Origin of the sequence: Pseudoclavibacter sp. RFBA6, from assembly GCF_002931575.1 — a bacterium.
Classification (GTDB): domain Bacteria; phylum Actinomycetota; class Actinomycetes; order Actinomycetales; family Microbacteriaceae; genus Pseudoclavibacter; species Pseudoclavibacter terrae.
The window spans coordinates 524,450-550,578 of record NZ_PSUA01000015.1; the positions used below are offsets into that span (position 1 = coordinate 524,450).

Here is a 26,129-nt window from a genome sequence, read left to right on the forward strand (position 1 = left end):
GAACCCTGAGGAGCACTGAGTGTCGTACACGCGACTCACCGTCATCGGCAGCGAGCGGAAGGCAGAGCTCGCGCTGCCGAGCACCGAGCCCGTCGGAGTGCTCCTTCCTCACGTCCTCGAGCTGCTCGAGGAGCAGCCCCGCGGCGGTGACGTGCTGATCCTGACGACGCTCACCGGCGCGTCCCTCGACTTCGACGCGACCCTCGAAGAGCAGGGGGTGCGGCCGGGCGCGATGCTGCGCGTGACGACCGCCGACGATGCCCCGCAGGCGCCAGAGGTCATCGACATCACCGACGCCATCACGGAGGCCGGCGCCACGAGGCGGGACGCCTGGGGAGAGGCGCACACGCGCACGACGCTGGCCGTCACGGCCGGGATCGCCGCAGCGGGTGCTGCCATGTGGGCCATGGGCGCGTTCGCGCTACCGGCGCAGTGGATGCTCGCCGCCGTGGCACTGCTCGCGGCCGTCGGCGCGGGACTCGCGCGGTCGGGCCAGCGGGTCGCTGCGGTCGCCGTCGCGAGCGCAGCGATCGGGATCGCGCTGCCCGCCGCGTTCGGGCTCGCCGCGGAGGTCGGCGGTGCCGGCGGCACCGGCGGCACCGAGGCTCTGGTGCCGAACACGGTGCTCGTCGCCGCCATGTCCGCCTGGTTCGTGCTCGGACTCGTGTGGGGCATCGGGTTCCAACGGGGGTCTGCGAGGTACGGCGCCGCAGTCGGGCTGCTCGCCAGCAGCATCCTCTTCTTCCTGAGCCTTGCGGGCTTCGATCGCGGAGGCGTCGCGGTGATCGTGTCCGTGCTGAGCGTCGCGGCCCTCGGCGTGCTCCCTGGCGTCGCTCTCTCCCTCAGCGGCCTCACGTCCTACGACGACCGCATCATGCGCGGTGAGCGCGCCTCGACGGTTGACGTGCGCGCTGCCATCAGCGAGTCGTTCGCGCAGCTCACCTGGACCGTCATCGCCGTGTCGGTCGTCGCCGCGCTGTCGCTCACCGAGCTGCTGCTCTCGGCCGACCCGTGGCGGCAGGGGCTCGCGGGGGCCCTCGCCATCGTCGCGCTCCTGCGCATGCGCACGTTCCCACTCGCACCTCCCCGTCTCGCACTGCTGGCCGCCGCCGTCGTGCCCGGCATCCTGTGGCTGCTCTCGACGCCGCTCCTCGGCGACGGCGAGAAGGCCCTCGCCGCGGGCGTCGCGGCGCTGGTCGCGGTCGCCACCGCCGCGTGGAGCCCGAGCGGGGTCGTCGCCGCCAAGCTCAGGCGCTGGGCCGACATCGTCGAGCTGCTCGTGGTGCTCACAGTTGTGCCCCTCGCGCTCGGTTCGTTCGGGATCTTCGCCGACCTCCTCGAGGCGTTCCGTTGAGCCGAACGAGCGCCCTGAACCTCGCCTGGCCGCACGCGCTCACGGCGCGCGGGGCGGCCGAGCTGCGCGACCTTCGAGAGCACGCCACCGTGCCGCTGGCGCTCCGCCGCCGTGTCGGGGTCGCCTCGCTCGCGGTCGGCGCCGGATGCACGACGGTCGCCGTGGAGCTCGCCCGCTTCCTCTCGTCCGTGCGACGTGACCGGGTGCGCTTCGTCAGCGCGCAGGGCGGGAGCCCCCGCCCCGAGCGCGGCCTCGATGGCACGGCCGTCGAGGCGCTCGAGCTGTCACCGGCGGAGTGGCCCGCCGACGTCGACGCCTGGTGGCGACTGCACCGCGCATCCAGCGACGCCCACGACCTCACGGTCACGGACTGGGGCGCGACTCCGCTGGAGCGCATCCGCGACCTCGCCGAGCACTCGCACGTGCTGTGCCTCGTGACCCCGGCCGACCGGTCGAGCGTCCAGCAGGCGCTCGACGTCGCCGCCGCCATCGGCGCCCACACCAGGGTCGTGCTCGTCGCGGTCGACGTGCAGCGCGTCGCCGGCGTCGCGACCGAGATGCTCGTCGACAACCTCCCCTTCCCGTCTGTGCTCCTGCGACACGACCGGAAGCTGCGCGAGGGCGCTGGGCGGGGACTCGACGGCGTGCGGATGCTGCGCCTCGGCGCCAGGGTCATCGATGCGGCCGCGGGGGTGGCGGCGCCGCCGGTGCCCACGCCGGTCGCGCCGTCGGTCCCTGGTCAGGCTGCGACTCCGGTCCCGCCCTCGGCTGCAGATCCCGCGCCGCCTTCCGCACCCGCGCCGCCCGCACAGGCGCCGGTGTTCCCCCCAGCACCCAGCCGACCCGCACCCACCCCCGACCGATCAGGGAGGCGACCGTGAGCATCCGCGACGCGCACCGGCCCACCCGGACCGTCTTCCCGGCCCAGAGACCCGAGCCGCGTCAGCTCGCCTCGCCGCCCACGTTGAGCGACGAGGCCAGCGCGACGCCATTCCAATTCCTGCTGCCGGTCGTCGGCGCGCTCACATCCGTCACGATGATGGTCGTCATGCGCAACGGCCAGCCGCTGTTCCTCTTCATCGCCGGCATCGTGTTCGTCGTCGCCATCGTCTCGGGCGTCGGCTTCGCGATCTCGGCCAGGGGACGCGCCGGCCGGGCGCTGCGCATCCGCCGCAAGCGCTACCTCGACTACCTCGAACGGCAGCGCACCGAGCTGCGCGATGAGGCGACCAGGGCGGCGCGGGCCGCGAGGCTCGTGCACCCCGACCGCAGCGGCCTGGCGTCCCTGGTGCAGGACCCGGCCCGCCTCTGGGACCGTCGCCGCGGCGACCCCGACCACCTGCAGGCGCGTGTCGGCACGGCGACCGTGCCATGGTTCCAACTCGGGGTCTCCGCTGAGGACTCTCCGACCGAACCCGCCGACCCCATCCTGCTCCGCGAGGCGCAGCTGCTCGCCGAGACGCACAGCGAGGTGCCCGGGATGCCCGCGGTCGCGGAGCTACGGGGCGCATCCGTCGTCGCGATCATCGGCCCGCGGGAGCGCACCGTGCCGCTCGCGAGGGGACTCGTCGCCCAGCTGGCGAGCCACCAGCTCCCGGACGACGTGCAGCTCGCCGCGGCCTTCGCTCCGGACCGGCGCGAGGACTGGCGTGGCTTCGACCTGCTGCCGCACGCCCAGAACCCGCGCCTCTTCGACGGTCCCATGCCGGCTCGCCGCGTCGCACCTGACCTCCGCCAGCTCGCCGCCGTGATCGGGAGCGAGCTCCTCGACCGCACCCAGACGGCCGCTGCGGCGAGGCGTCGCGGTGGCACGGCGACAACGCTGACCAGTCTCGTCGTGGTCGACGACCGCCACGGCGAGCCCGCCCGCCCGCTGCAGCTCCCCGACCGCAGCTACGCGCCGAGCGAGATCGGCGTGACCATCGTCCACCTCGTCGACGAGCGGCTCCACGAGCCGGACGACGTCGACGTGCGCATCGAGCTCGATGCCGACGGCGGCGCGGCGCTCACGCACAACGCGGGCGGCAGCGAACAGCACTCGCTCGCGTTCGAAGCCGACGAGGTGACGTCGACTGCCTTCGAGAGCCTCGCCCGCGCCCTGGCCGCACGGCGCACCTTCGCCACCGCGGGGGCCCGCGACGACGAGGGCCCAGCAGCCGACATCGCCGAGATCCTCGGCGTGCCCCTCGACAAGCCAGTTGCCCTCGACCGCGTCTGGGCGCCGCGGCAGCCCTCGGAGTTCCTCCGCGTCGCGTTCGGCGTCAACGACCAGGGCCGCCCGGTGCACCTCGACCTCAAGGAGAGCGCGCAGCAGGGCATGGGCCCGCACGGCATCTGCATCGGCGCGACCGGCTCCGGAAAGTCGGAGATGCTGCGCACCCTCATCCTGTCGCTCGCCGTGTCCCACCCGCCGGAAGACCTCGCGATGATCCTCGTCGACTACAAGGGCGGGGCGGCCTTCGCGCCGTTCGAGGGCCTGCCGCATCTCGCGGGCCTCATCGACAACCTCGCCGACGACCCGCAGCTGACGGTGCGAGCGAAGGCCTCGCTCCAGGGTGAGGTCGTGCGACGACAGCAGCTGCTGAAGTCCGCCGACTCATCGCCGTCCATCTCGCACTACCGCGAGCTGCGCCGCACCCGCCCCGAGCTCGCACCCATGCCGCACCTGTTCGTCGTCATCGACGAGTTCGGCGAGCTGCTCACGGCGGAACCCGACTTCATCGACCTGTTCCTGCAGATCGGTCGCATCGGCCGGTCCATCGGCGTGCACCTGCTGCTCTCGAGCCAGCGCATCGAGGGTGGCAAGCTGCGCGGCCTCGACACCTACCTGTCCTACCGCCTCGGTCTGCGCACGTTCAGCGAGGCAGAGTCGCAGGTCGTGCTCGGGTCGGGCGACGCCTTCCACCTGCCGCCGATCCCCGGCTACGGGTACCTGAAGGTCGACACGAGCGTCTACCAGCGCTTCCACGCCGGCTACGTCTCCGGTCCGATCGACGAGGTCGCTGAGGCGCGCCCAGTCACGGACGACGAGCAGCCGCGCATCGTCGAGGTCCCCCTCTTCAACGGCATCGACAGCGGGGGAGACCCTGACGCGCCGCTCGTGCTGCGCGCCCCGGAGACCCGCCGCACCCTCATCGACGACCTCGTCGCCCAGCTGGACCGGCCGAAGAAGGTCAGGCCGGTCTGGCTGCCCCCGCTCGCCGAGCGCATCTCGCTCGGCGAGGCGTTCGCGGCCGGCGCGGACAACTCGGCGGACCCCAGCGATTCCGGCGACCACCCCCACGGCCCTTCTGCCCCAGGGGGAGCGCATCCGCTTCGCTTCGTCATCGGAGTCGAGGACGAACCCGGGAACCAGCGGCAGGAGCCGTGGGTGCTCGACCTCACGAAGTCGGGTGGCCACGTCGCCATCATCGGTGGCCCGCAGTCGGGTCGGAGCACGGCGCTGCGCACGATCGCCGCATCGCTGGCCCTCAGCGGCGCGCCGGGCGCCGTCGGCATCTACGGCATGGACCTGACGGGCGGTGGTCTCCGCAGGCTCGAAGCGTTCCCGCACGTCGGCGGCGTCGCCACGCGAGGAGACGACTCCAGGCTCGTGCGCCTCGTCGAGGAGCTCACCGCGATGCTGCGGATGCGCGAGGAGCTCTTCAAACGTCACAGCATCGACAGCACGGCGCAGCTCCGCGCCATGCACGCCGCGGGAAAGCTGCCCGGGCTGCCGACCGCCGACATCGTGCTCCTCGTCGACGGCTACGGCGCGCTCCGCCAGGACTTCGAGCACCTCGACGGGCCGTTCACGAAGCTCATGCTGCAGGCGTCCAGCTACGGCATCCACCTCATCGTGACGCTCGGCCGCTGGAGCGAGCTGCGCATGGCGCACCAGTCGCTGTTCGGGACGCGCATCGAGCTGCGCCTCAACGACCCCTCCGACTCGGCCATCGACCGCAAGCTCGCCAAGTCGGTGCCACCCGACTCCAGGGGGCGCGCCCTCACCGACGCGAAGACCCTGGCCCAGTTCGCGCTCCCGACCCTCGAAGCCGTCGACCCCGACCAGGTCGGCGACGCCCTCGAGGAGCTCGCGGCCCGAGCGGCGGAGTCGTGGAGCGGGCCGGCCGCAGCGCCCATCCGCCTCCTGCCGAGCGTCGTCGACCCATCGAGCCTGCCGGATGCAGCCGACGAGCCAGCCGCCGTGCCCCTCGGCCTCCGCCAGGACACCATGGACACCGCGCTATGGGACTTCCTCGACTCCGACCAGCACCTGGTCGTGCTCGGGGATGCGAAGAGCGGCAAGTCGACGGCGCTGCGCGTCATCGCCAAGGGGCTCGTCGATCGGTTCACTCCCGACGAGCTCGCGATCGCCGTCGTCGACCCGCGCGGCAAGGTGCCCGGCGTGATTCCCGAGGAGTACCTCGCGGCACACGCCAAGTCGGCGGCGCAGGCGAGCGGGCTCGCGGCGTCCATCGCGAGCGAACTCGCCGAGCGGCCAGCCCGTACGGCCGAGGAGCTCCGGAAGACGCCACGGGTCGTGCTTCTCGTCGACGACTACGACATCGTCGCCGCCGGCGGCACCGACCCGCTCGGAGCGCTCGTCCCTCACCTGCCTGCAGCTCGCGACCTGGGCATCCACATCGTCGTCACGAGGCCCGTCGCCGGGTCGACCAGGGCCATGTACGCGCCGTTCCTGCAGAGCACGCGGGATACAGGCGGGGCGCTGCTGCTGCTCTCCGGCGACCGCAGCGAGGGGCAGATCGCGCCTCGCCTCTACGCCGAGCGGATGCCCCCGGGACGCGGCAAGTACGTGCGACGCGGAGAAGCTCCCGCGGTCGTGCAGCTCGCGAACCTCCCGGAGCGCGCCTGACGGCTCGGCTCTTCCTCGGCGGGCGCCTGGACTGCTGCGTCGCTCAGCGGGTGGTGAGCGGCTGGAACTCGGGATGCTTGCGGATGAACGCCGCCACGTACGGGCATTGCGGGACGATGGTGAGCGCCGACTGCTCGCCGAGCGTCGTCAGCGCCGCATCCGTCAGGACCGCGGCGAGTCCCTGCCCCTGGTAGGCGGGGTCGACGACGGTGTGATCGATGACGATCGCGTCGGCGGTCGTGACGTAGCTCAGGTATCCGATTTCGGTGCCGTCGCCGTCGTTGAGGGCGAACCGCGAGCGATCGTGCTGGTGCTGGACGGAATTTGACATGCGCAGAGGCTACGCCGTCCCACCGACAGATGACTCAGTGGTTCCGCCGGCGACGCCGAACGCGAGCATCAGTGTCCGCAGCCCTCGGCCAGTCCCGGACGACCCCGCCAGCGCCTGTGCAAGGGTTGACCGGTGACCGAGGAGCAGCAGGACCACACGCCGGACGGCCAGGCACCGCGCGGCGGGGCGTCGGATGACCGGACGACGGATGTTCAGGCGCCGGGCGACCAGGGCCGGCGCGCCGAGCGTGCCGGACGGACCAAGCGCCGTGCCTCAGCGCGCGTGCGCCGGAACCGGAAGATCGCCGCGGCGGGCCTCGCGGTTGTCGTGCTCCTGGGAGGCGGCTTCATCTACTGGGCCGTGACGGCGGCATCGAACGGTGACGCGAGCGTGCCGACCATCGCATCCACCTCGACCCCAGCGACGCCAACGCTCACCCCGACTCCCACAGCCACCCCGACCCCGGAGCCGACCGCCACGGCCGAACCGACTCCGACCGAGACTCAGCCACCGGCCTCCGCGCTCGACACCACGGACCCCAACAGCATCACGGTGCTCGTGAACAAGCAGACACCGCTGATCCCCGCCGACTACGCGCCCGCCGACCTCGTCGCCATGTCGGAGATCGGCGTCCCGTCCGCCAACGGCCACTCGCTCCGCTCGGAGGCGGCGACCGCGGTGCAGACGATGTTCGCGGCGGCCAGTGCCGAGGCGGGGCTCACCCTGGACATGACCAGCGGATACCGCGACTACGGGCTGCAGACCGAGCTCTACACCGGGTACGTCGCCGACCTCGGCCAGGAGGCGGCCGACCTCACGTCGGCTCGTCCCGGGTACAGCGAGCATCAGACGGGGCTCGCCGCCGACATCTCATCGCAGGGTGAGGGATGCGTGCTCGAGCAGTGCTTCTCGACGACGGCGGGCGGTCAGTGGCTCGCCGCGAACGCCCACCGCTTCGGCTTCATCCTGCGCTTCCCGGACGGGGCGACCGCTACCACCGGGTACGAGTTCGAACCCTGGCACTACCGCTACGTCGGCACGGAGACATCCGCCGCGATGCAGGCGGCTGGCACCACCACGTACGAGGAATTCCTGGGCGCTCCCGCGGCGCCAGGCTACTGAAGAGGCCAGGCTCGGTAGAGTTCTGCCAGAGCTTTGGAAGCAGAAGCACTCCAAGACCAGGAGGTCGAGATGGCAACGTGCCCAACGTGTGGTGCCGAAGCGCAGGTCGGACAGAGATTCTGCGCCGAATGCGGTACCAAGCTGACGGCCGTGCGCCCTCGCGCCGCCGAGAGCGACGGCAGCAACGCTGCTCCGCGCCGACCCGCTGATATCGGTGCGGGCGGGTTCCGCTGGAACGCCTCGGCCCCCACACCTCCCTCGGAGGTCGTGGGCCGCGCTCGCGAGGAGGCGGAGCAGAAGACGCCGACCAATGACGGTGACGACTTCTTCGCACGGTACCGCCCGAAGACCTCGTCGCCGAGCGCGCCAGAGACGGACGACGCCGGCACCGAACCGGAGCCCGTTGTTCCGGAGCCCCCGTCGTTCCTCCGCTCGCGCCGCCGCTTCAACCCCGACCTGCGCGCGACAGGTGAGCGAGGAATCGTCACGCCCGAGACGGTCATCCCTCCCACTCCGGCACGCCCACGCACCCCCGCGCCAGCTGAGCCGCCCGTCGCGGCACCGACCGCCGAGGACGCCGCGGCCCCGCAGATCCCGGAGGCGCCGCGGGCTCCTGCAGCGTCCACGCCGAACGCGACGGGTCCAGTGCGGGACGCCTTCGCGTTCGAGCCGCCGACAACCGAGTTCGACGTGCTCCCCATGAACACCCCGCCGGCACGGTCGCCCTCCCAGCCGGGCGTGCACGGCGCAGACGACAGCGAGCCGCGCGGACAGGTGCCGAGCTGGTTCTCCGACCTCGACGGCACGGGCGACCCCGCGCCCGTGGAGCCGGCCGCATCGGCCCCGTCCGCGCCGGCTCCATCGGCCCCCGCATCCGCACCACGTGGCGTGACGCCGGCGAGCGCCGAGCCAGCCAGTGCCGCACCGCAGTTCGGCAGGCCGCCTGAGCGGCCGGCTGCGGCAGCTGGTTCCGACGAGCCACGAGACGCCCGCGGCTCAGCCGCTGGCCCCGCGGCGTCGGCCGATGCCGGCATCGAGGATGCCGGTGCGCAGTCGGGCCCCGGCGGCGACGCCCCACGCATTCCCTCGTTCCGCGCCGAGCCGCCGGCGCTCCCGACGCCGCGCGTCGTCCCCTCTCCGCCGCCGATGCCCGCAACGGGAGACCCGTTCCGCGGCGCATCTGCTGCCCCCGTCTTCCCGAGCGGGCCGGCGGTCGTTCCCGGTGAGCCGCCCCGCGCGGCACCTGCCGGGACGAGCGCCTTCGATGAGCTCCTTGCCGGCGAGCGCAGCGACGGCAGCGTCCTCGACGACTCCGACCGCCCGATCGTGTCGCGCGACTTCGAGCAGACCGGCATCGTGCCGCTGCCGTCTCGCAAGCGCGAGAGCTTCGGTGAGGCGCGCGACTCCGAGCGGCAGGATGCGGCCGAGCTGTTCGGCGCCTCCAGCGCCCCGGCGGCGCAGACCCCGCAGATGCCGGAGGCCGCAGCGCACGAGCCGAACGCCGCGCAGGCGCCCAGTGCGCCTGAGGCGGAGCCATCGACGCGCGCGCTGCCGAAGCAGCACACCGGACCCGCTTTCGGCGAGGACGTCGACCAAGGCCAGGGCGCCGGCCAGGGCCAGGGCTTCGCGCCGGATCGCGACAGCGACCGGAATGCGCGCGTCGCCCCACCCGAGGCGCCTCGGGGAGGTCAGCGCGAGCAGGACCCTGCCAAGGAGCTGCTCTCCAGCTGGTTCGACGAGGACGAAGCGGACGACTCGTCGTCCGCACCGGCGTCCGCCGGCGTGCGAGCGCCTCGGGCTCCTCGACGCCCCGGGCCCGCGGCTCGCGCGACTGGTGCCCCTGCTGCCGCCCCGTCGCGGTCGACGGGGCCCGTCTCCTCGGGGCCAGTCAGTGACGAACCAGACGTCCAGCCGTCTGATCGGAACCCCTTCGACCGAGTTGGTGCCGCGCTCGGCGGTGGAAGCGGTGGAGGCGGTGGACGCGTCGGTGCGGCCGTGCGTGGCCTCGACAACCGCAACCGTCGACGACTCGGCATCATCGCCCTCTCGGTGGTCGGCTCGATCCTGCTGATCCTCTCGGCCATCATGATCGGCAACGTCGTCGGAGCGAACCGAGACGACCCCATCGCTGGCGGCGACCCCTCCGCGAGCGAGACCGCCGCTGAGCAGCCCGCTACGGAGGAACCGGCACCACCCGCGGGACCGGCCGCCGTCGCCGACCCCAACTTCGCGCCGGTCACCTTCACGAGCGAGACCGGCAACATCCGCTGCCAGATCACCCCGGAGACGGGCGTCGCCTGCCAGCAGTACACGGTTGACTTCCCGGTTCCGGAACAGGCGTGCGAGGCCGGCGCGACGGGCGTCGTCGTCGGGCTCGACTCCAACGGCTACACGTTCCCGTGCCTCACGGCCGACATTCCACTCGAGGGTGCCGTCGTGCAGCCCTACAACTCGCCCGTGGTGCTTGGCGAGTTCGTGTGCGAGATCACCTTCGAAACCGGCGTGACCTGCTTCAACGCGTCGGGGGACATCGTGAGCGTCGAGTTCTCGGCTGGTGTCGGACAGGCCGGCCGCCTCAGCGCGACCAACCCAACGCCCGCCGAAGGTCAGTAGCCGCGCGTCAGCGCAGCGCGAAGACTTCGACGAAGCAGAACGCTGCGTGCGTTGCCAACCTCTCGAGTTCGTCGAGGAGCTGGAAACGCAGGCAGCGTCTCTGCGGCGGGTGGTGCGCCGGGGTGCGCGGTCAGGAACCGAGCGCCGCGTCGACGATCGCCTTGGCCTCCGCCTGCACGAGCTTCAGGTGCTCGGGGCCCTTGAACGACTCGGCGTAGATCTTGTAGACGTCCTCGGTACCGGACGGGCGGGCGGCGAACCATGCGTTCTCGGTGGTGACCTTCACTCCGCCGATTGCCGCACCGTTGCCAGGTGCGTGGCTGAGGCGTGCCGTGATGGGGTCGCCGGCGACCGCGACCGCGGAGATCGCGTCGCCGTCGAGCTTGCCGAGCACCGCCTTCTGGGCGGGGGTGGCCGGCGCGTCGACGCGCTCGTAGGCGGGGCGACCGAATTCGGCGACGAGCTCCTCGTACCGCTGCGACGGCGTCTTGCCGGTGACGGCGATGATCTCCGCGGCGAGGAGGGCGAGGAGGATGCCGTCCTTGTCGGTGGTCCAGACGGTGCCGTCCTTGCGGAGGAACGAGGCTCCGGCGGATTCTTCGCCGCCGAACACGATGGAGCCGTCGATGAGGCCTGGCACGAACCACTTGAAGCCGACGGGCACCTCGACGAGCGTGCGGCCGAGCGATGCTGCGACGAAGTCGATCATGGTGCTCGACACGAGCGTCTTGCCGATGCCGGCCGACTCGGACCACTCGGGGCGGTTCGCGCACAGGTAGTCGATGGCGACGGCGAGGTAGTGGTTGGGGTTCATGAGCCCCGCGTCTGGGGTGACGATGCCGTGGCGGTCGGCGTCGGCGTCGTTGCCCGTGAGGATGTCGTAGTCGTGGCGGCGTGCGAGCACGGAGGCCATAGCGGACTGCGACGACGGGTCCATGCGGATCTTGCCGTCCCAGTCGAGCGTCATGAACGGCCAGCGCGCGTCCACGTCCGGGTTCACGACCGTGAGGTCGAGGCCGTACTCGTCGGCGATGGCCTGCCAGTAGCGCACGCTGGCCCCTCCGAGCGGGTCGGCGCCGATGCGCACACCCTCGCGCTTGATGGCGTCGACGTCGATGATGTTCTTCAGGTCGCGCACGTAGTCGCCCTTGAAGTCGTGGCGGCCCACGTTGCTCGTGTCCGGGGTGCCGCGCTTCACGCCTTCGAGGCCAGCCTCGATGAGCTCGTTGGCGCGGTTCGCGATCCAACCGGTCGCGTCGCTGTCCGCCGGCCCGCCGTGAGGGGGGTTGTACTTGAAGCCGCCGTCTTGCGGGGGGTTGTGGCTCGGGGTGACGACGATGCCGTCTGCCTGCTCGGTGTTGGCCGGGTCGGCGTTGTAGCGGATGATCGCGTGCGAGAGCGCGGGGGTCGGTACCCATTCGTCGTCGAGATCGGCGAGTACGGTGACGCCGTTGCCGACGAGCACCTCGAGGGCGCTGCGCTCGGCCGGTTCGCTGAGTCCGTGCGTGTCACGTCCGATGAAGAGCGGGCCGGTGATGCCCTGAGCCGCTCGATACTCGACGATGGCCTGCGTGATGGCGAGGATGTGCGTCTCGTTGAACGAGGAGTTCAGGCTCGAGCCGCGGTGGCCGCTCGTGCCGAAGGCGACGCGCTGCGTCGACACGGCGGGGTCGGGGATCTTCTCGGCGTACGCAGCGATGAGTGCGTCGAGATCGATGAGGTCAGTTTCAAGGGCGAGGCTGCCAGCGCGATCGTGCATGCCCTCAGTCTGGCACCGTGCGGTGTCTCGTGGGGAGGAACTCATGCATCGGCATAGGCTGAACCCCATGACCGATGCCAGCACCGTGCCAGATGAGCGAGAGACGTACTCCTACCTCGGGCCGGCTGGCACGTTCACGGAGGCGGCGCTTCGCCAGGTCGAGGCGGCCGAGGGGCAGATCTGGCGTCCAGTGAGCAACGTCGGCGAGGCGCTCGCCGATGTCACCTCCGGGCGCAGCGTGGCGGCCATGATCGCGATCGAGAACAGCATCGAGGGTGGCGTGACGGCGTCGCAGGATGCGCTCGCGACGATCCCGGGGCTTCGTATCGCGGGCGAGTACGAGGTCTCGATCTCGTTCAGCCTCGTCGTGCGGCCGGGAACGCGTCTCGAGGATGTACGCACGGTGTCGGCGCATCCGGTTGCGTACGGCCAGTGCCGCAGGTGGTTGCACGTCAACGTGCCGGGTCATGAGCACGTCGTTGCGAACTCGAACATCTCGAGCGTCAACGCGCTCTTCGACGAGCGGGGCGACATCGACGCCGCGATCGCGCCGCGAGGGGTCGAGGACCGCTTCGACGTGTCCGTGCTTGGCGAGAGCATCCAGGACAACAAGACAGCGCGCACTCGGTTCGCGCTCGTGAGCCTCAGCCGTGGGCTTCCGGCTCGGACTGGGGCTGACAAGACGAGTCTCATCGTGGAGCTTCCAGAGGAGTTCCCGGGGTCGCTCATGGTCATGCTCGAGCAGTTCGCGACTCGCGGCGTGAACCTGTCGATGATCACGTCTCGCCCTCTGCCTGACCGCATCGGCTCGTATCGCTTCGTGCTCGATCTCGATGGCCACATCGACGACGCGAGGGTCGCAGATGCGCTGCTCGGCCTTCGCCGGTTCAGCCCGCACGTCATCTTCCTCGGCTCGTACCCGCGGGCGGACCGCAAGCCGGTCGTCGTCGACCCCAAGTGGGGCGACGAGCACTTCGGCGAGGCGGTCGACTGGCTGAGCTCGCTGCGCGGCTGACGCTCATCGCGCGCTGGCTTCGGTGAGGTTCGTGCCGAGACGGTGTGCGCTGTCGATCGTGAGATCGAGCACCGGGCCGCCTCGCAGCAGGATCGCGAGCCAAGGAACGCGTTCGTGGCGTTCTTGATGCTGGACGAGCACCAGCGTGTCGATGGCGAACGCGTGCTGACGTTCGCGGTGGGACGCCGGGGCTCGCGTGACCACGGAGACCTCTCTGCTGGCGCCATAGTGCAGCGTCTCATCGGCGTCGAGGTGCAGGGCGATGCACCACGCTGGGCAGAGCGGGGTGCCGGATCGCGTGATCATGCGCGTTCTCCTCTGGTGTGCACGCGGAAGGCTGCCCCGGTCCGGCACAGCCGGGGCGGCTGCCGCGCGTAGCGGTTGCTGGGCTGTTCGGACACCGTAGAAGTGACCGCCGACATTCTGTGCCGCCTGGCGTCGGGCCGGTCTCGCGTGCCCTCCGCTCTGGGCTGCCTAGCGCACCGCGTATTCCGGCGCCAGAGGGAGAAGTACCCGAAATTCGCCCCTTGCAAAAGGTCACGGTCCTGTTACGTTGGTCAAGCACTTTGCTGACTCCCACCTTCGCGTGCTAACCAACCCCGGTTCCCGGACGGCTCCGGTGGGATGGCGGGACACCGCCTCAGCGACGCAGAGCGAGAGCATGACCACCACGCGGGTGGCCGCCCCTTGCGAAGCGGTGCCTCGCAGCACCGACACGACCCGCAACCAACGAAGGGGCCCACGCTTGAAGAAGCAGCTCGAACAGCTTGAGTCGGAGACGGGCTCGCGCTCGATGTCGGCTCGCGGCGGCGTCCGCAAGACGCTCGCATCCATCGGACTCATCGGCGGCATCGTCGCGATCTCCGCCGGCCTCGGCTCGGCCCCTGCGCTCGCCGACACCCCGAGCGAGGACCTCACCGGATCTCGCACGGAGCCGGTCGCGGCACCGTCGCGCCACGGAGACGACACCCGCTCGCACCTGTCGCGCTCGACGGAGCCCGTGCGCAACTACGTCATCCAGCCGGGAGCAGAGCTCCCAGCGGGCGTCACGCCCGACGAGGCAGCCATCTGGGAGATCTACGTCAAGATCGCGACGCCTGCCTTCATCAACGAGCACATGTCGACGTACGAGACCTACAACAACCCGAGCAGCAACACCGCCGCTTCGGTCAACCAGGACAGCGCCGACCCCTCCAAGTGGCAGCTGAAGGTCAACCTCGCCTACGCGGACGACCAGGCGATCCTCACCGAGACCCTCATCCACGAGTTCGCCCACGTGCTCTCGCTCAACACGGACGAGGTCGACCTCACCTACGCGTCCTGCGAGAAGCTCGAGCTCTGGGAAGGCTGCCCGCAGCCCGACTCGCAGATCCTCGGCTTCCACGAGAACTTCTGGGAGCCCTACGGCGACGCCGCGCCCCCGCAGGACAACTACGACTGGAACGTCGCCAACGCCTGGTACGCGACCCACGAGTCGGACTACGTCAGCAACTACGCGGCGATGAACATCGTCGAGGACTACGCCGAGACCTGGGCGGCGTTCGTCGTCACCGACGTCCAGCCCACGGGTGACACGGTGCTTGCCGACAAGTTCGAGTTCCTGTGGAGCGACGCGGAGCAGCTCGAGCTGCGCAAGAACATCCGCATCGCCCTCGGCTTCGACGTGGCCCCGACTCCGACGGCGACGCCGACGGCAACCCCCACGGCTACGGCGACGCCGACAGCGACGGCAACCCCGACGCCCACGGCTACCGCGACGACGGAGCCCACGGCGACGGCGACGACCGAGCCGACGGCAACCACGGAGCCCACGGCCACCGCAACGACGGAGCCCACGGCCACCGCAACGACGGAGCCCACGGCGACCGCGACGACCGAGCCGACGGCAACCACGGAGCCCACGGCTACCGCGACGACCGAGCCCACGCCCACGGCCACCACGGAGCCGACGTCGACGCCGGGCACGACCATCACGGTCACGCCTTCGCCTTCGGAATCCGCGTCGACGTCGGCGACCCCGACTGAGACTGCGGCGGCCGCTGGCGGCGACGACACGCTCGCAACCACGGGTGGCGAGTTCGACGCGACGCTTGCATTCGGCATCGCCGGTTCGGTGCTGCTCGCCGGTACCGTGCTCCTCCTCGCGCAGAAGAAGCGCAAGCAGGACGCCTAGGCGCCAGCAGGTCCAGGTCCGGCGCACGCCGGTCTGAGAGACTGGGCGGCCTACCCCGACACGGGGTGGGCCGCCCTTTTTCGCGCACGGAAGGACGCAGTCGTGTCTCCGGATGCGCGCGTCCTGGCGTCCGCAGCCGCATTTGGAGAAGAGACAGACGTGTCGTCAGCTACTCGCCACAGCCCTCGCCACACCCCTCGCCACACCCCGCATCGACGCATGCGTCACGTCGGGCTCGCCATCATCGCCGCCCTCCTCGGCGCGGCACTGTTCTTCTGGGGGCCCGTGCAGGCACAGGCCGTCGAGGTGGCTTCGGATGCCGCGGAGCAGGCTGTTCCCCGGGCTGCGGTGGTCACGATCGCCGTGCTCTCCGGGGTGATCGTCGTGCTGCTCGTCGCCTTCGTCGTGTGGATGCGGCGGCACGCGCGCTCCGAGCAGGATGAGGTCGACGAGCCGGGCGGGGGAGCGGCCCGTTCGGACTGACGACCGAGGCTGTCCGCGGCGTTCAGCGACGCGCGGCGTTCAGCGACGCGTATCGGCCGCGAGGTCGCGGAGGGCCGAGGCGAGGTGCTCGGCGCTCACCGTGGTGAGGTCGAGGGCGGCCGCGCCCTCGTGGAGGACCGCGATCCACGGCCCAGGCTCACCCGCCTCTTGATGGGCGACGAGCTCGAGCGTGATCGGCGTCGCGGGCAGCTCCGGTCGGAACAGGCGCTCACCGGGACTGGGGCGCCGCATGACCGCGAGCTCGATGCTCGCTCCGTGGTGCAGGGTGTCGCCGTCGAGGTGCAGCGCGATGCACCAGGTCGGGCAGGTGTTCGTGCCGGTGGCGTGCGTCATCGATCGCTCCAGGTGTCGGCGGATCAGCGGGAGGGAAGCGAGGGGACCCGGCACAGTCTGTTCTCGTTGCCCTGCACCGACAAGCTACGGCTTGCCACCGACATTGTTGCGATGGGGCTGCGAGGTCAGGTGCTGGGGGTCGCGCCCGGTTGCGCTGAGGTGTCGTCGTCGAGGAGCTCCATGGCGGCAACGCCGAGGAGCTCTGCCATGCCTTCGAGCGTCTGGAGAGTGATGTTCCGCTCGCCACGCTCGACGGAGCCGATGTACGTGCGGTGCAGTCCCACGACCGCGCCGAGGGCCTCTTGGCTGATGCCGCGCGCGAGCCGAATTCGACGGATGTTCTTGCCCACGCTTCGCTGGAGTTCACCGACCATGTCCCAAATGATGGAGGAATGCTACTCATGAGTCTACAGAGTTATAAGTAGCATTCTCGCCCTTCGCTCCCCGAACATGCAAGCTGCCGGGCGAGACCGGTGAGAAAGTTAGGCGCGCGACCGGTGAAGCCGCCCGTCTCGAGCGTGCTCCCCGGGCGCGCCGCCTCAGGTGAGCGCAGGCTGATCGGGCGACTTCTCCTCTGAAGCCAGGCCGAGCCGTCGCGCGAGTGTGCGCAGACCCTCGTTCTCGGGGATGGGCTTCGGGGTGCGCACGGTGAGGCTCGACGGCTCGATCCAGATGCGCGCCGCCGTGATCCGGCCGGCCGCGTCGCCGTCGACCTCGAACTCCTCCGGCCCCGAGTCGAGGCGGAAGGTGACCTCCTCGACCTGCGCGTACGTGAGCGCACGCACGTGCTTGCGACCTTCCAGCAGGATGCGCCGGCCCACGTCGGTGCGGCGCATGATGCCGGACTGCACGACGATGCGCCCGTAGATCTGCAGCCAGCCGAGGAGTCCGTTTGGGCGCATGATGGCGAGGTCGAGTCGTCCGTCGTCGATCTCGGCGTCAGGGAGCAGGTGGAGTCCGCCGGGCATCAGGCCGCAGTTGCCGACCATCACGGTGGCGGCGCGCAGCGTGCTGGCATGCGATTTGCCGTCGACGCGCAGTCGCAGGTGGAAGTTGGGTCCGTTGGCCACGGAGCGCAGGATGCCCCCCAGGTATGCGACCCAACCGACCTTCTTCTTGAGGTCCTCCGAGGTGTTCGCGATCATGCCGGCGTCGATCCCGACGCCACCCATGACGGTGAAGGCCATGCGCTCGCGGGTCTTGTCCTCGCGTTCGACGGCGGCCCAGCCGAGGTCGATGCGAGCATCCACTCCGCCGAAGGCCACTTCCACGGCGCGAGCGACGGTGGTCATGGGCAGCGAGGAGGGCTTCGCGCCCGGCAGGATGGTCGAGGCGCTCTGCACCATCTCGGAGACCGTGTCGGTCACACCCCCGGCGACCTCGATGCCGATGTTGCGGGCGAGCAGGTTGCCGGTCCCGCCTGGTACGACGCCGAGTGCGACGTCGGTGCCGGCGAGCGTCTCGGCGACGAGCCGAACGGTTCCGTCGCCTCCCGCGGCGATGACCATGGTCGCGCCGGCGGCGATAGCCTCCTTCGTCTGCCCGGCACCGGGATCCTCGACGGTCGTCTCGAACCAGAGCGGCTCTGGCCAGTCGTACCGCTCGGCGCTCTCGGCGGCAGCTGCGCGCAGCGCCTTCGTGTCGACTTTCACTGGGTTGACGACGATGGCGGCGAGCTTGTCTGAACCCTGTTGGGCGGTATGCGGCATGCAGTGAGCCTAGGACAGCCATGGTGTGCGTGAGCGCCGAGCTTCGCTCGTGCTCGCGTCACCTGCGCCAGCTAGGCTTGGCGCGTGATCGACGCCCAGCTTCTCCGTGACCAGCCCGACCTTCTCAAGCGCTCGCAGCTCTCGCGCGGCAACGACCCGGCGACGGTCGACGCGGCCCTCGAGGCGGATGCGGCTCGCCGGTCGGCGATCTCCGAGTTCGAGCGTCTGCGGGCCGAGCAGAACGCGGCGTCCAAGCTGGTCGCGAAGGCCAGCAAGGAGGAGAAGCCGGCGATCCTCGCCTCGGTGAAGGAGCTCGCCGCGAGCGTCAAGGCCGCGAGCCAGGCCGCCAACGAGGCGAGCGCGGCTGCGGATGCTGCGATGGGGCGCATCCAGAACCTCGTCATCGAGGGGGTCCCGGCCGGGGGCGAGGAGAACTTCGAGGTGCTCAAGACCGTCGGGGAGCGGCCGAGCTTCGACTTCGAGCCGCGCGACCACCTCGAGCTGGGCGAGATGCTCGGCGCGATCGACATGCAGCGCGGCGCGAAGGTCTCCGGTGCGCGCTTCTACTTCCTCCGCGGCATCGGCGCGCGCCTGGAGCTGGCCCTCATGTCGTACGCCCTCGACGTCGCGATCCGCAACGGCTTCGTGATGCTCACGACGCCGACGCTCGTGAAGCCCGAGATCATGCGCGGCACCGGATTCCTCGGCGAGCACGCCGACGAGGTGTACCACCTGCAGGACGACGACCTGTACCTGACGGGCACCAGCGAGGTCGCGCTCGCGGGGTACCACTCAGATGAGATCCTCGACCTCGAAGGCGGCCCGCTTCGCTACGCCGGCTGGTCGACCTGCTACCGCCGCGAGGCCGGCTCGCACGGCAAGGACACTCGCGGCATCATCCGCGTGCACCAGTTCAACAAGCTTGAGATGTTCGTCTACGCGAAGCCAGAGGAGGCGGAGGCGGAGCATGAGCGGCTCCTCGGCTGGCAGGAGGAGGTGCTGCAGTCGCTTGGCCTGAGCTACCGCGTCATCGACACTGCCGCTGGAGACCTCGGCTCCTCGGCTGCCCGCAAGTTCGACGTGGAGGCCTGGGTGCCCACGCAGGACGCATACCGCGAGCTCACGTCGACGTCGAACTGCACGACCTACCAGGCGCGACGTCTGTCGACGCGTCACCGCACCGAGTCGGGGAAGACCACGCCGGTCGCGACGCTCAACGGAACGCTGGCGACGACTCGCTGGCTCGTCGCACTGTTCGAGACGCATCAGCGCGCGGACGGCTCGGTGCTCATCCCGGAGCCCCTGCGCCCGTACCTCGGCGGCCTCGAGGTCATGGAGCCCGTCGCGTGAGCGCGGAGAGCCTGACGGGCTTGGGCGCCTCGAACGAGGCGGGTGCCGTAGGCGAGCGGATGCTCGTGGCGCTCGACATCGACGGAACGATCCTGGGCATCGACGGCGCTATCCCAGAGGCCACATTCGAGCAGGTCCGTCGCCTGCGGGCGGCAGGCCACGAGGTCATGCTCGCGACGGGCCGCAGCTGGGCAGACACGCGCCCCATCGCGGAGCGGCTCGGCCTCGACTCCCGGTTCCATGTCTCTGCGAACGGGGCCATGACGCTCGAGCGGGATGCCGTCGCTCAGGGCGGCTACGCGACCCGGTGGATCGAGACGTTCGACCCCACCGAGGTGCTCGTGAGCCTGCGCGGCGCCCTCGAGAACGCCATGTTCGCGGTCGAGGACCCGCACGGCGTGTTCAAGTACAGCGGGCACTTCCCCGACGGCAGCTTCGAGGCGCGGGGGCAGGAAGTCCCCTTCGAGCAGCTGCTCGACGCCGAGGCGACGCGACTCGTCGTCATCTCGCCCGACCACTCGATCGAGGAGTTCACGGCGGTCATCGAACGGCTCGGCTTGCACGAGGTGAGCTACTCGGTGGGGTGGACGGCGTGGCTCGACATCGCGCCGGACGGCGTCAACAAGGGCACCGCGCTCGAGCGTGTGCGTCGTGAGCTCGGCATCCCGATGGAGCGGGTCGTCGTCGCCGGCGACGGGCGCAACGACATCGAGATGCTGCAGTGGGCGGCCGACGGGGGAACTGCCATCGCCATGGGCGACGCGCCGCAGAGGGTCATCGACGCCGGCAATGTGCTGGCGCCGGACTTCGCCCACGACGGCCTCGGCACGGCGCTGAGCAAGCTCGGCTAGGCACGAGCATGACCGTCGACGTGCCACGGAGGCGGAAGCACCCGCTCGCCGCCATCGGGCAGGGCCTCGACGGCTTCTTCTTCGTGTTCGCGGGGCTGGCCGCGATCTGGCTCGCCTTCCTCGTCGCCGACGACTCCCTGCAGGTCGGCTGGTGGGGGATCCTGCTCCTGGTCATCTTCTGGGCGCTCCTCGCCTACCTGGTGCTGCCGCGCATGCACCGCATCCTGACGACCGTGTACGTGCCCGACTACTTCATCGGCAGGGCCCGCACGAGCGATGGCCTGCTGGGCGACCCCATCAACCTGGGCCTGCTGGGTCACGAGGCCGAGCTGCATGAGGCGATGCGGGCCGCGGGCTGGACTCGGGCCGACGACATCTCGCTGCGCACGAGCCTCGGGATCATCTCCTCGACCGTCACACGGCGCAGCTACGACGAGGCACCGGTGAGCCCCCTGTTCCTCTTCGGGCGGCAGCAGGATTTCGCCTACCAGCAGGAAGTCGCCGGGAACCCGGCGAAGCGGCACCACGTGCGGTTCTGGAAGTGTCCGGATGGCTGGCTCCTCCCAGGCGGCACGCGTGTCGACTGGCTCGCGGCCGGCACGTTCGACCGTGCCGTCGGCTTCTCCCTCTTCACGCTGCAGGTCACGCACAAGATCGACGCGGACACCGATGTCGAGCGAGACCACATCGTCGCGACCGTGCTCGAGGGCACGCCGCGGGCGTCGGTCGCGATCCTGAAGGACTTCTCCACCGGCTACCACTCGCGCAACGGGGGCGGCGACTCGATTCGCACCGACGGCAACCTTCCGGTGCTCCAGCTCCCGAGCGCTGTGGATGCTGCGACGGGCGTCTCCTTCCCGGCGCTCGAGCCGCTGGCGAACGCCGCGTCCGAGCGCCGGGCCACGGTCGCTCCTGACTCTGACTCTGACTCTGTCTCTGACTCTGCCCCGGGGCCCGTGGCCTCGGGCCCCGCATCCGTGCACGCGCGTCCGGAGCGTTCGGCGAGGAAGCGGGCGGCGTTCGAGCCCCTCAGCTCATCGAATCCGGTCGAGGCCTCCGTCGGCGAGGCCGTGCGGAGGCACGGGCGTCCGATCACGACGACGTTCGGCGCCATCGTCGTCTTCGGGCGAGGGGTCCTCGCCCTGCTCTTCTTCGGGGCGCTGGCCCTGCTCGGGCCGGACGGCATGCGGGTGGTGCTCGCTGATGCGGACCTCGCCGGGGCGGACGCGGCGACGCTCGCGGAACCCGCGTGGATCGTGACGATGATCGCGGGCGCCATCATCGTCATCACGTCGCTGCTGCTCGGGGTGCTCGTATTGCGCGGCGTCAACTGGGCCCGCATCACGCTGCTGCTCTACGCGGCGGCGTCGATCGCGCTGCAGTTCGGCAGCTGGTGGGCCGGCGACGAGGAAATCAGGTTCAGCACTACCCTCGCGTTCACGGCTCTGGATATCCTGTCCCTGCTGGCTCTGTCAGGGAAGCCAGCGCGTCAGTACTCGCGGCAGCGTTCGTGAGGTCGCGGGTCCTCGCCGTGTAACCAGAGATTTCACTTTCGGTTACCATGGACACGCGACAAGCTCGAAAACGATACTGAATCGTTGTGAGCAATCCTGGAGGGCTGTCCGAGCGGCCGATGGAGCTGGTCTTGAAAACCAGTGGGCAGCAATGTCTCGTGGGTTCGAATCCCACGCCCTCCGCCACCAAGCCCCTGACGTGAGGAACCCCGCCTGTGACGCACTCCGGACCTTCCCGCGCACGGCGCGGCTTCGTCCCGGGCCAGGGCGTCAAGGACGAAGTGCCGAAGGTCACCTCGGCACGCCACGGCAAGCTGCACGTGACGACGCCGACGAACTCGGTGGTGAAGACGGGGACGATCGCTCTGTGCGTCGCGCTCGTCAGCGTCATGTTCGTCGGGGCGCTCGCCTGGATCAACCTGCAGGCGAAGGTCACGACCTTCGACATCGCCGACCCGTCAGGTTCGGAGGAGCCCGCGAGCTTCGCCGAGATCGAGGGCGGCATCAACGTGCTGCTCGTCGGCAGCGATGACCGCACCGGGCAGGGTGCCGAGTTCGGCGAGGGCGAAGCTGATGCGGACGGCGTGCTGAACGACGTCAACATGCTCCTGCACATCGCGGAGGACCGCTCGAGCGCATCCGTCGTCAGCATCCCGCGAGACACGATCGTGAACAAGCCGGCCTGCACCAACGACCAGGGCGTTGCCATGGAAAAGGCCTACGAGGTCCCCATGAACAGCATCCTCGGCGAGGGCGGCATGAACTGCGTCGTCTCCACGGTCGAGGCGATGAGCGGCATCGAGATCCCGTACGCGGCGATGGTGAAGTTCCGCGGCGTCATCGAGATGTCCAACGCCGTCGGCGGCGTCGACGTCTGCGTGGCGAACGAGATCAACGACGACTACGTCGGCCTGTACCTTCAGCCGGGCGACTACACGCTGCAGGGCGAGGATGCACTCAAGTTCCTCCGCACCCGCCACGGCGTCGGCGACGGCAGCGACCTCACCCGCATCGCGAACCAGCAGGTGTTCCTGTCCTCCCTCATCCGCGAAGTCAAGAGCGCGGGCACGCTCACGAACCCCGTCAAGCTCTACGGCCTCGGTGTCGCGGCGACGCAGAACATGACCATGTCGAGCTCGCTCACCGACCCCAACACGCTCGTCAGCATGGCGATGGCGCTCTCGCAGGTGCCGCTCGACAAGATCACGTTCGTGCAGCTGCCGACGGGCGAGTACGACTCGGCGCGCGTGCAGCCGCTCGAGCCGGACGCGACGGCCATGTGGGAGCTGCTGCGCACCGACCAGTCGCTCGAGGTCGCTGGTGCTCCAGAGGCGACGGAGACGCCCGCGGATCCGAACGCGACGGTCAACATCGATCCGGAGACGGGCTGGGTCATCGACCCCACCACCGGCTTCCCGATCGACCCGGCCACGGGCATCCCGGTCGACCCGGCAACTGGTCTTCCGGTCGAGACGGCGCCGACGACAGCCGTGCCGCAGCCAACGCTCGCCGGTCAGCGCGCCGACGAGGAGTCGTGCTCCAACGCGAGCACGTCGCTCTTCTGAGCTCACCGAACCGCGCCGCGCGCCGCTCGGGCGTGGTCAGGTGATCCACGTTCGCGCGGCCTATGCTGACGAACTCCACGTACGCTTCGGGGGAGGCCCGCACCTGTGACGACTTCTCGACGACGGGGGAGCAGCGCTCAGCGCTTCGACCGCGCCGGTGACGACGGCATCCTGCACCCGGATGCGCGCGGTGGGGTCGCCCAGCACGGCCGGCTCCCGGTGACGTCCGCGGCTCGCTCGCTTGGCAAGGGGCTGCTCATCGCGCTGTCGGTGGCGCTCGTGAGCGTGCTCGCCATCGGCGGCATCGCTGTCGCCGGCCTCTGGGGGCGGCTCGACGTGCTGCCGAATCCTGGCGGAGATGACGAGGACACCGTGGCGTTCGACGAGATCGAGGGCGGCTTCAACATCCTCCTCGTCGGCAGCGATGACCGCACAGGCCAGGGTGCCGAGTACGGGGAGGGTGACGAGGACGCGTCCGGCGTGCTCAACGACGTGAACATGCTGCTGCACGTCTCCGCCGACCGCACGCACGCATCCGTCGTCAGCATCCCCCGCGACACGATCGTCGACCAGCCGGCGTGCACCAATGACCAGGGTGTCGCCCAGGAGGAGCGCTTCGAGGTGCCGATGAACAGCATCCTCGGCGAGGGCGGCATGGGCTGCGTCGTCGAGACGGTCGAGGCGATGAGCGGACTGGATGTCCCGTACGCGGCGATGGTGCAGTTCCTCGGGGTCATCGAGATGTCGAACGCCGTGGGCGGCGTCGACGTGTGCGTCGCGAACGAGATCAGTGATGACTACGTGGGCCTCTACCTGCAGCCCGGCAACTACACGCTGCAGGGTGAGGACGCGCTGAAGTTCCTCCGTACCCGCCACGGCGTGGGGGGCAGCGACCTGCAGCGCATCGCGAACCAGCAGGTCTTCCTGTCGTCGCTCATCCGCGAGGTGAAGAGCGCCGGCACCCTCGCGAACCCGACGAAGCTGTACGGCCTCGGGGTCGCGGCGACGCAGAACATGAAGATGACGAAGTCGCTCGCCGACGTGCAGACGCTCATGGGCATGGCGTCCGCGCTCAACCAGGTGGATCTGTCGAAGATCTCCTTCGTGCAGTTGCCGACCGCCGACTACGACGGTTCGCGGGTCATGCCGCTCGAGCCCGACGCGACGGCCATGTGGGACCTGCTCGCGGCCGACCAGCCGCTGTCGGTTGCCGGGGCGCCGACCGGTGAGGACGGCGCGGCCGCCGACGGCACGACTGGTGACGGCACGACCGGAGAGGAGGCGGCCACGGATGCGCCCGTCGACCCGAACGCGCCGGTCGCGACCCCGGCCCCCACCTTCGCGGGGCAGGCAGCCGACCAGGAGTCGTGCTCCAACCCGACGACCCTCTTCGGATAGTCGCTCGACTCCCTTGGCCGGCGCGTGCCGCGAGCAGTCCCGCACCAATTTTTCGCTCGGTTCGGAACTTGGCTCGCGACCCGCTACGATAGGTGAGTCTTGGAGACGTCGCATAGTCCGGCCGAGTGCACCACCCTGCTAAGGTGGAGTCCCCTTTGAGGGGACCAGGGGTTCAAATCCCCTCGTCTCCGCTCTGCAGAGAACACCAAGATGAAACCCCGGTTCGAGCCCAGCTCGGAGCCGGGGTTTCGTGCATCCGGTGGCGGCACTGCGGCAGCGACCACCCGCCGGTCCTGGGGTGGCGCGCACGGCATATGGTTGGTTGGTCAGTGCCCCTGCACTCCGAACCAACGTGAGGTCACATGCCAGAACGCTCAACCAGTCCCAAGATCGCCTTCCTCGACGTCGACGGAACGATCCTCGACCACGGGCGTCGGATCGCTCCCTCAACCGTGCGAGCAGTGCGCGAGGCGCGCGCCGCGGGGCACCTCGTCTACCTCTGCACTGGCCGAGCGGCGGGGCACATCCCGCAGGCGGTGCTCGATATCGGGTTCGACGGGGCTGTGACCAATGGCGGGGCCTTCGCGGATGTGGGAGACGTTCGCGTGCACGAGGAGACGATGCCGCGGGCCGAGCTCGATGCCCTCATCGCGCACTTCGAGAAGCACGACCTCCACTACTTGCTGCAGAGCGACAAGCGCGTCTACGCACCTGAGGCCACACGAGCGGCACTCATGCAGCACCTGCAGACCGCGCAGGTCGGGAAGGTCGAACCGCAGACCTCGCCGCAAGAGGGCTTCTCCGCTGAGCCCATCGCGGACGCACCGCTTGCCCGGATCGCGAAGGCGGTGTTCTTCACCGAGCAGCCCGGAGCAGTCGACCGGGCGAAGGCCGAGTTCGGCGGGCGCTTCCACATCGTGCGGGGGAGCATGCCGCTGCCCGGTGGTTCCGACGGGGAGATCGGTCTTCCCGGCACCACGAAGGGTGCCGCCATAGACAAGGTGCTCGAGCACCTTGGGCTGGACCGCGCTGATGCCATCGGCATCGGTGACAGCTGGAACGACATCGAGATGTTCGACGTGTGCGGCGTCGGGATCGCGATGGGGAACGCCGACCCCGAACTGCAGAAGCTTGCCGATGAGGTCACCACCACTGTGCTGGAGGACGGCATCTTCACTGCATTCGCCCGCCACGGCCTGGTCGGGTAGGGCTCGGAGCCGTCCATCCGTGCGTGGTCTGCGTGCCCGCCCACGGGTGCGACACGCCCGGGTTCGTGGGTGGTTTGACCTCTGGATCGAAACGCGGGTAAGTTACACAGGTTGCTTCCGAGCGGCAGGGAAACCGGCCAGGAAGAGGCGCACACAACTCAACATCAGGACCACGAACGTCCAGTAGCAATTGCGAATCTCGCACAGCTCGAGTTGACAAGGTTCAAATCCTGATGTAGGTTAGAGAGGTTGCTCTCGGGAGATGGTCGAATAGACCGGAAACGAGAAGCGTCCGATTCTTGAGAACTCAACAGCGTGCACTATGTCAAATGCCAATTTGATCCCGTGCCTCTTCTTTTTGGAGGGGCAAGGATTTCTTTTGGAAACATATTTGGACAATACAAGTCAGTACTGAGCCTTCGGGTTTGGTGTTGTTTTGTTTTTTGTCAGTTTCAAACTTGTCATCGCACTTCGG

General features: G+C 69.8%; 20 protein-coding genes and 2 tRNA genes. 16 read left to right on the top strand and 6 right to left on the bottom strand.

Annotated elements, in window-relative coordinates:
• Positions 1-19 precede the first annotated feature (19 nt).
• From C5C17_RS17200 to eccCa, 3 genes are read left to right on the top strand one after another with little or no spacing between them, the layout of a single operon-like run.
• Positions 20-1,354: an EsaB/YukD family protein gene (locus tag C5C17_RS17200; protein WP_104254579.1), complete on the top strand. Its 1,335-nt coding sequence runs from the start codon at positions 20-22 to the stop codon at positions 1,352-1,354.
• Positions 1,351-2,235, top strand: a complete 885-nt coding sequence (locus tag C5C17_RS17205; protein ID WP_104254580.1) for a hypothetical protein — start codon at positions 1,351-1,353, stop codon at positions 2,233-2,235. Before C5C17_RS17200 ends, C5C17_RS17205 begins: the two co-directional genes overlap by 4 nt.
• The gene (gene eccCa, locus C5C17_RS17210; protein ID WP_104254581.1) at positions 2,232-6,209 is read left to right on the top strand and encodes a type VII secretion protein EccCa; all 3,978 of its coding nucleotides are present in this window, start codon (positions 2,232-2,234) and stop codon (positions 6,207-6,209) included. The genes C5C17_RS17205 and eccCa overlap by 4 nt, the downstream gene beginning before the upstream one ends.
• 43 nt (positions 6,210-6,252) lie before the next feature.
• On the opposite strand, the gene C5C17_RS17215 is transcribed toward eccCa, so the two are convergent.
• The gene (locus C5C17_RS17215) at positions 6,253-6,540 is read right to left on the bottom strand and encodes a GNAT family N-acetyltransferase (RefSeq protein ID WP_104254582.1); all 288 of its coding nucleotides are present in this window, start codon (positions 6,538-6,540) and stop codon (positions 6,253-6,255) included.
• A 132-nt stretch (positions 6,541-6,672) separates the two neighbouring features.
• Here C5C17_RS17215 and C5C17_RS18710 point away from each other — a divergent pair, with 132 nt between their 5' ends.
• Both C5C17_RS18710 and C5C17_RS17230 read left to right on the top strand, forming a co-directional pair.
• On the top strand, positions 6,673-7,662 hold the full coding sequence (locus tag C5C17_RS18710; RefSeq protein WP_181028656.1) for a M15 family metallopeptidase: 990 nt from the start codon (positions 6,673-6,675) through the stop codon (positions 7,660-7,662).
• 150 nt (positions 7,663-7,812) lie between these two features.
• Positions 7,813-10,275 carry a hypothetical protein gene (locus tag C5C17_RS17230; protein WP_258066270.1) on the top strand — a complete coding sequence of 821 codons (2,463 nt, stop codon included), beginning with the start codon at positions 7,813-7,815 and terminating at the stop codon, positions 10,273-10,275.
• A 130-nt stretch (positions 10,276-10,405) separates the two neighbouring features.
• On the opposite strand, the gene pgm is transcribed toward C5C17_RS17230, so the two are convergent.
• The gene (gene pgm, locus C5C17_RS17235) at positions 10,406-12,034 is read right to left on the bottom strand and encodes a phosphoglucomutase (alpha-D-glucose-1,6-bisphosphate-dependent) (protein WP_104254585.1); all 1,629 of its coding nucleotides are present in this window, start codon (positions 12,032-12,034) and stop codon (positions 10,406-10,408) included.
• 67 nt (positions 12,035-12,101) lie between these two features.
• Here pgm and pheA point away from each other — a divergent pair, with 67 nt between their 5' ends.
• Positions 12,102-13,049: a prephenate dehydratase gene (pheA, locus tag C5C17_RS17240; protein WP_104254586.1), complete on the top strand. Its 948-nt coding sequence runs from the start codon at positions 12,102-12,104 to the stop codon at positions 13,047-13,049.
• A 3-nt stretch (positions 13,050-13,052) separates the two neighbouring features.
• Here the strand turns inward: pheA and C5C17_RS17245 are convergent, their stop codons facing one another.
• On the bottom strand, positions 13,053-13,355 hold the full coding sequence (locus C5C17_RS17245) for a DUF6907 domain-containing protein (RefSeq protein ID WP_104254587.1): 303 nt from the start codon (positions 13,353-13,355) through the stop codon (positions 13,053-13,055).
• Between the two features lie 439 nt (positions 13,356-13,794).
• Between C5C17_RS17245 and C5C17_RS17250 the strand changes: the two genes are divergently transcribed.
• The gene (locus tag C5C17_RS17250) at positions 13,795-15,222 is read left to right on the top strand and encodes a hypothetical protein (protein ID WP_104254588.1); all 1,428 of its coding nucleotides are present in this window, start codon (positions 13,795-13,797) and stop codon (positions 15,220-15,222) included.
• A 219-nt stretch (positions 15,223-15,441) separates the two neighbouring features.
• The gene (locus C5C17_RS17255; RefSeq protein ID WP_104254589.1) at positions 15,442-15,705 is read left to right on the top strand and encodes a hypothetical protein; all 264 of its coding nucleotides are present in this window, start codon (positions 15,442-15,444) and stop codon (positions 15,703-15,705) included.
• Between the two features lie 39 nt (positions 15,706-15,744).
• Here the strand turns inward: C5C17_RS17255 and C5C17_RS17260 are convergent, their stop codons facing one another.
• The 3 genes from C5C17_RS17260 to C5C17_RS17270 all read right to left on the bottom strand — a co-directional run bounded on the left by C5C17_RS17260 (position 15,745) and on the right by C5C17_RS17270 (position 17,768).
• The gene (locus tag C5C17_RS17260) at positions 15,745-16,059 is read right to left on the bottom strand and encodes a DUF6907 domain-containing protein (protein ID WP_104254590.1); all 315 of its coding nucleotides are present in this window, start codon (positions 16,057-16,059) and stop codon (positions 15,745-15,747) included.
• Between the two features lie 125 nt (positions 16,060-16,184).
• Positions 16,185-16,433: a helix-turn-helix domain-containing protein gene (locus tag C5C17_RS17265; RefSeq protein ID WP_104254591.1), complete on the bottom strand. Its 249-nt coding sequence runs from the start codon at positions 16,431-16,433 to the stop codon at positions 16,185-16,187.
• A gap of 165 nt (positions 16,434-16,598) precedes the next feature.
• The gene (locus C5C17_RS17270; protein WP_104254592.1) at positions 16,599-17,768 is read right to left on the bottom strand and encodes a diacylglycerol kinase family protein; all 1,170 of its coding nucleotides are present in this window, start codon (positions 17,766-17,768) and stop codon (positions 16,599-16,601) included.
• A gap of 84 nt (positions 17,769-17,852) precedes the next feature.
• Between C5C17_RS17270 and serS the strand changes: the two genes are divergently transcribed.
• From serS to C5C17_RS17310, 8 genes are all read left to right on the top strand, one after another.
• Positions 17,853-19,118 (top strand): serine--tRNA ligase, encoded by a 1,266-nt coding sequence (gene serS, locus C5C17_RS17275; protein WP_104254593.1) that lies wholly within the window; start codon positions 17,853-17,855, stop codon positions 19,116-19,118.
• Positions 19,115-19,969 (top strand): HAD family hydrolase, encoded by an 855-nt coding sequence (locus C5C17_RS17280; protein WP_258066271.1) that lies wholly within the window; start codon positions 19,115-19,117, stop codon positions 19,967-19,969. The genes serS and C5C17_RS17280 overlap by 4 nt, the downstream gene beginning before the upstream one ends.
• Before the next feature lie 8 nt (positions 19,970-19,977).
• Positions 19,978-21,483 (top strand): LssY C-terminal domain-containing protein, encoded by a 1,506-nt coding sequence (locus C5C17_RS17285; RefSeq protein ID WP_104254594.1) that lies wholly within the window; start codon positions 19,978-19,980, stop codon positions 21,481-21,483.
• A gap of 98 nt (positions 21,484-21,581) precedes the next feature.
• Positions 21,582-21,669: transfer RNA gene (locus C5C17_RS17290), tRNA-Ser, on the top strand.
• A gap of 29 nt (positions 21,670-21,698) precedes the next feature.
• The gene (locus C5C17_RS17295; RefSeq protein WP_104254595.1) at positions 21,699-23,048 is read left to right on the top strand and encodes an LCP family protein; all 1,350 of its coding nucleotides are present in this window, start codon (positions 21,699-21,701) and stop codon (positions 23,046-23,048) included.
• Between the two features lie 105 nt (positions 23,049-23,153).
• Positions 23,154-24,446 (top strand): LCP family protein, encoded by a 1,293-nt coding sequence (locus tag C5C17_RS17300; protein ID WP_258066272.1) that lies wholly within the window; start codon positions 23,154-23,156, stop codon positions 24,444-24,446.
• Positions 24,447-24,547: 101 nt separating this feature from the next.
• Positions 24,548-24,637, top strand: a tRNA-Ser gene (locus C5C17_RS17305).
• Between the two features lie 171 nt (positions 24,638-24,808).
• Entirely contained in the window at positions 24,809-25,654 is an 846-nt protein-coding gene (locus C5C17_RS17310) for a Cof-type HAD-IIB family hydrolase (RefSeq protein ID WP_104254596.1), read from the top strand.
• Positions 25,655-26,129 lie beyond the last annotated feature (475 nt).

Bases quoted from the DNA above. Each gene is read 5' to 3' on its own strand.
- C5C17_RS17215 (WP_104254582.1), bottom strand. From the start codon at position 6,540: ATGTCAAATTCCGTCCAGCACCAGCACGATCGCTCGCGGTTCGCCCTC.
- pgm (WP_104254585.1), bottom strand. From the start codon at position 12,034: ATGCACGATCGCGCTGGCAGCCTCGCCCTTGAAACTGACCTCATCGAT.
- pheA (WP_104254586.1), top strand. From the start codon at position 12,102: ATGACCGATGCCAGCACCGTGCCAGATGAGCGAGAGACGTACTCCTAC.
- C5C17_RS17245 (WP_104254587.1), bottom strand. From the start codon at position 13,355: ATGATCACGCGATCCGGCACCCCGCTCTGCCCAGCGTGGTGCATCGCC.
- C5C17_RS17255 (WP_104254589.1), top strand. From the start codon at position 15,442: ATGCGTCACGTCGGGCTCGCCATCATCGCCGCCCTCCTCGGCGCGGCA.
- C5C17_RS17260 (WP_104254590.1), bottom strand. From the start codon at position 16,059: ATGACGCACGCCACCGGCACGAACACCTGCCCGACCTGGTGCATCGCG.
- C5C17_RS17265 (WP_104254591.1), bottom strand. From the start codon at position 16,433: ATGGTCGGTGAACTCCAGCGAAGCGTGGGCAAGAACATCCGTCGAATT.
- C5C17_RS17270 (WP_104254592.1), bottom strand. From the start codon at position 17,768: ATGCCGCATACCGCCCAACAGGGTTCAGACAAGCTCGCCGCCATCGTC.
- C5C17_RS17285 (WP_104254594.1), top strand. From the start codon at position 19,978: ATGACCGTCGACGTGCCACGGAGGCGGAAGCACCCGCTCGCCGCCATC.
- C5C17_RS17310 (WP_104254596.1), top strand. From the start codon at position 24,809: ATGCCAGAACGCTCAACCAGTCCCAAGATCGCCTTCCTCGACGTCGAC.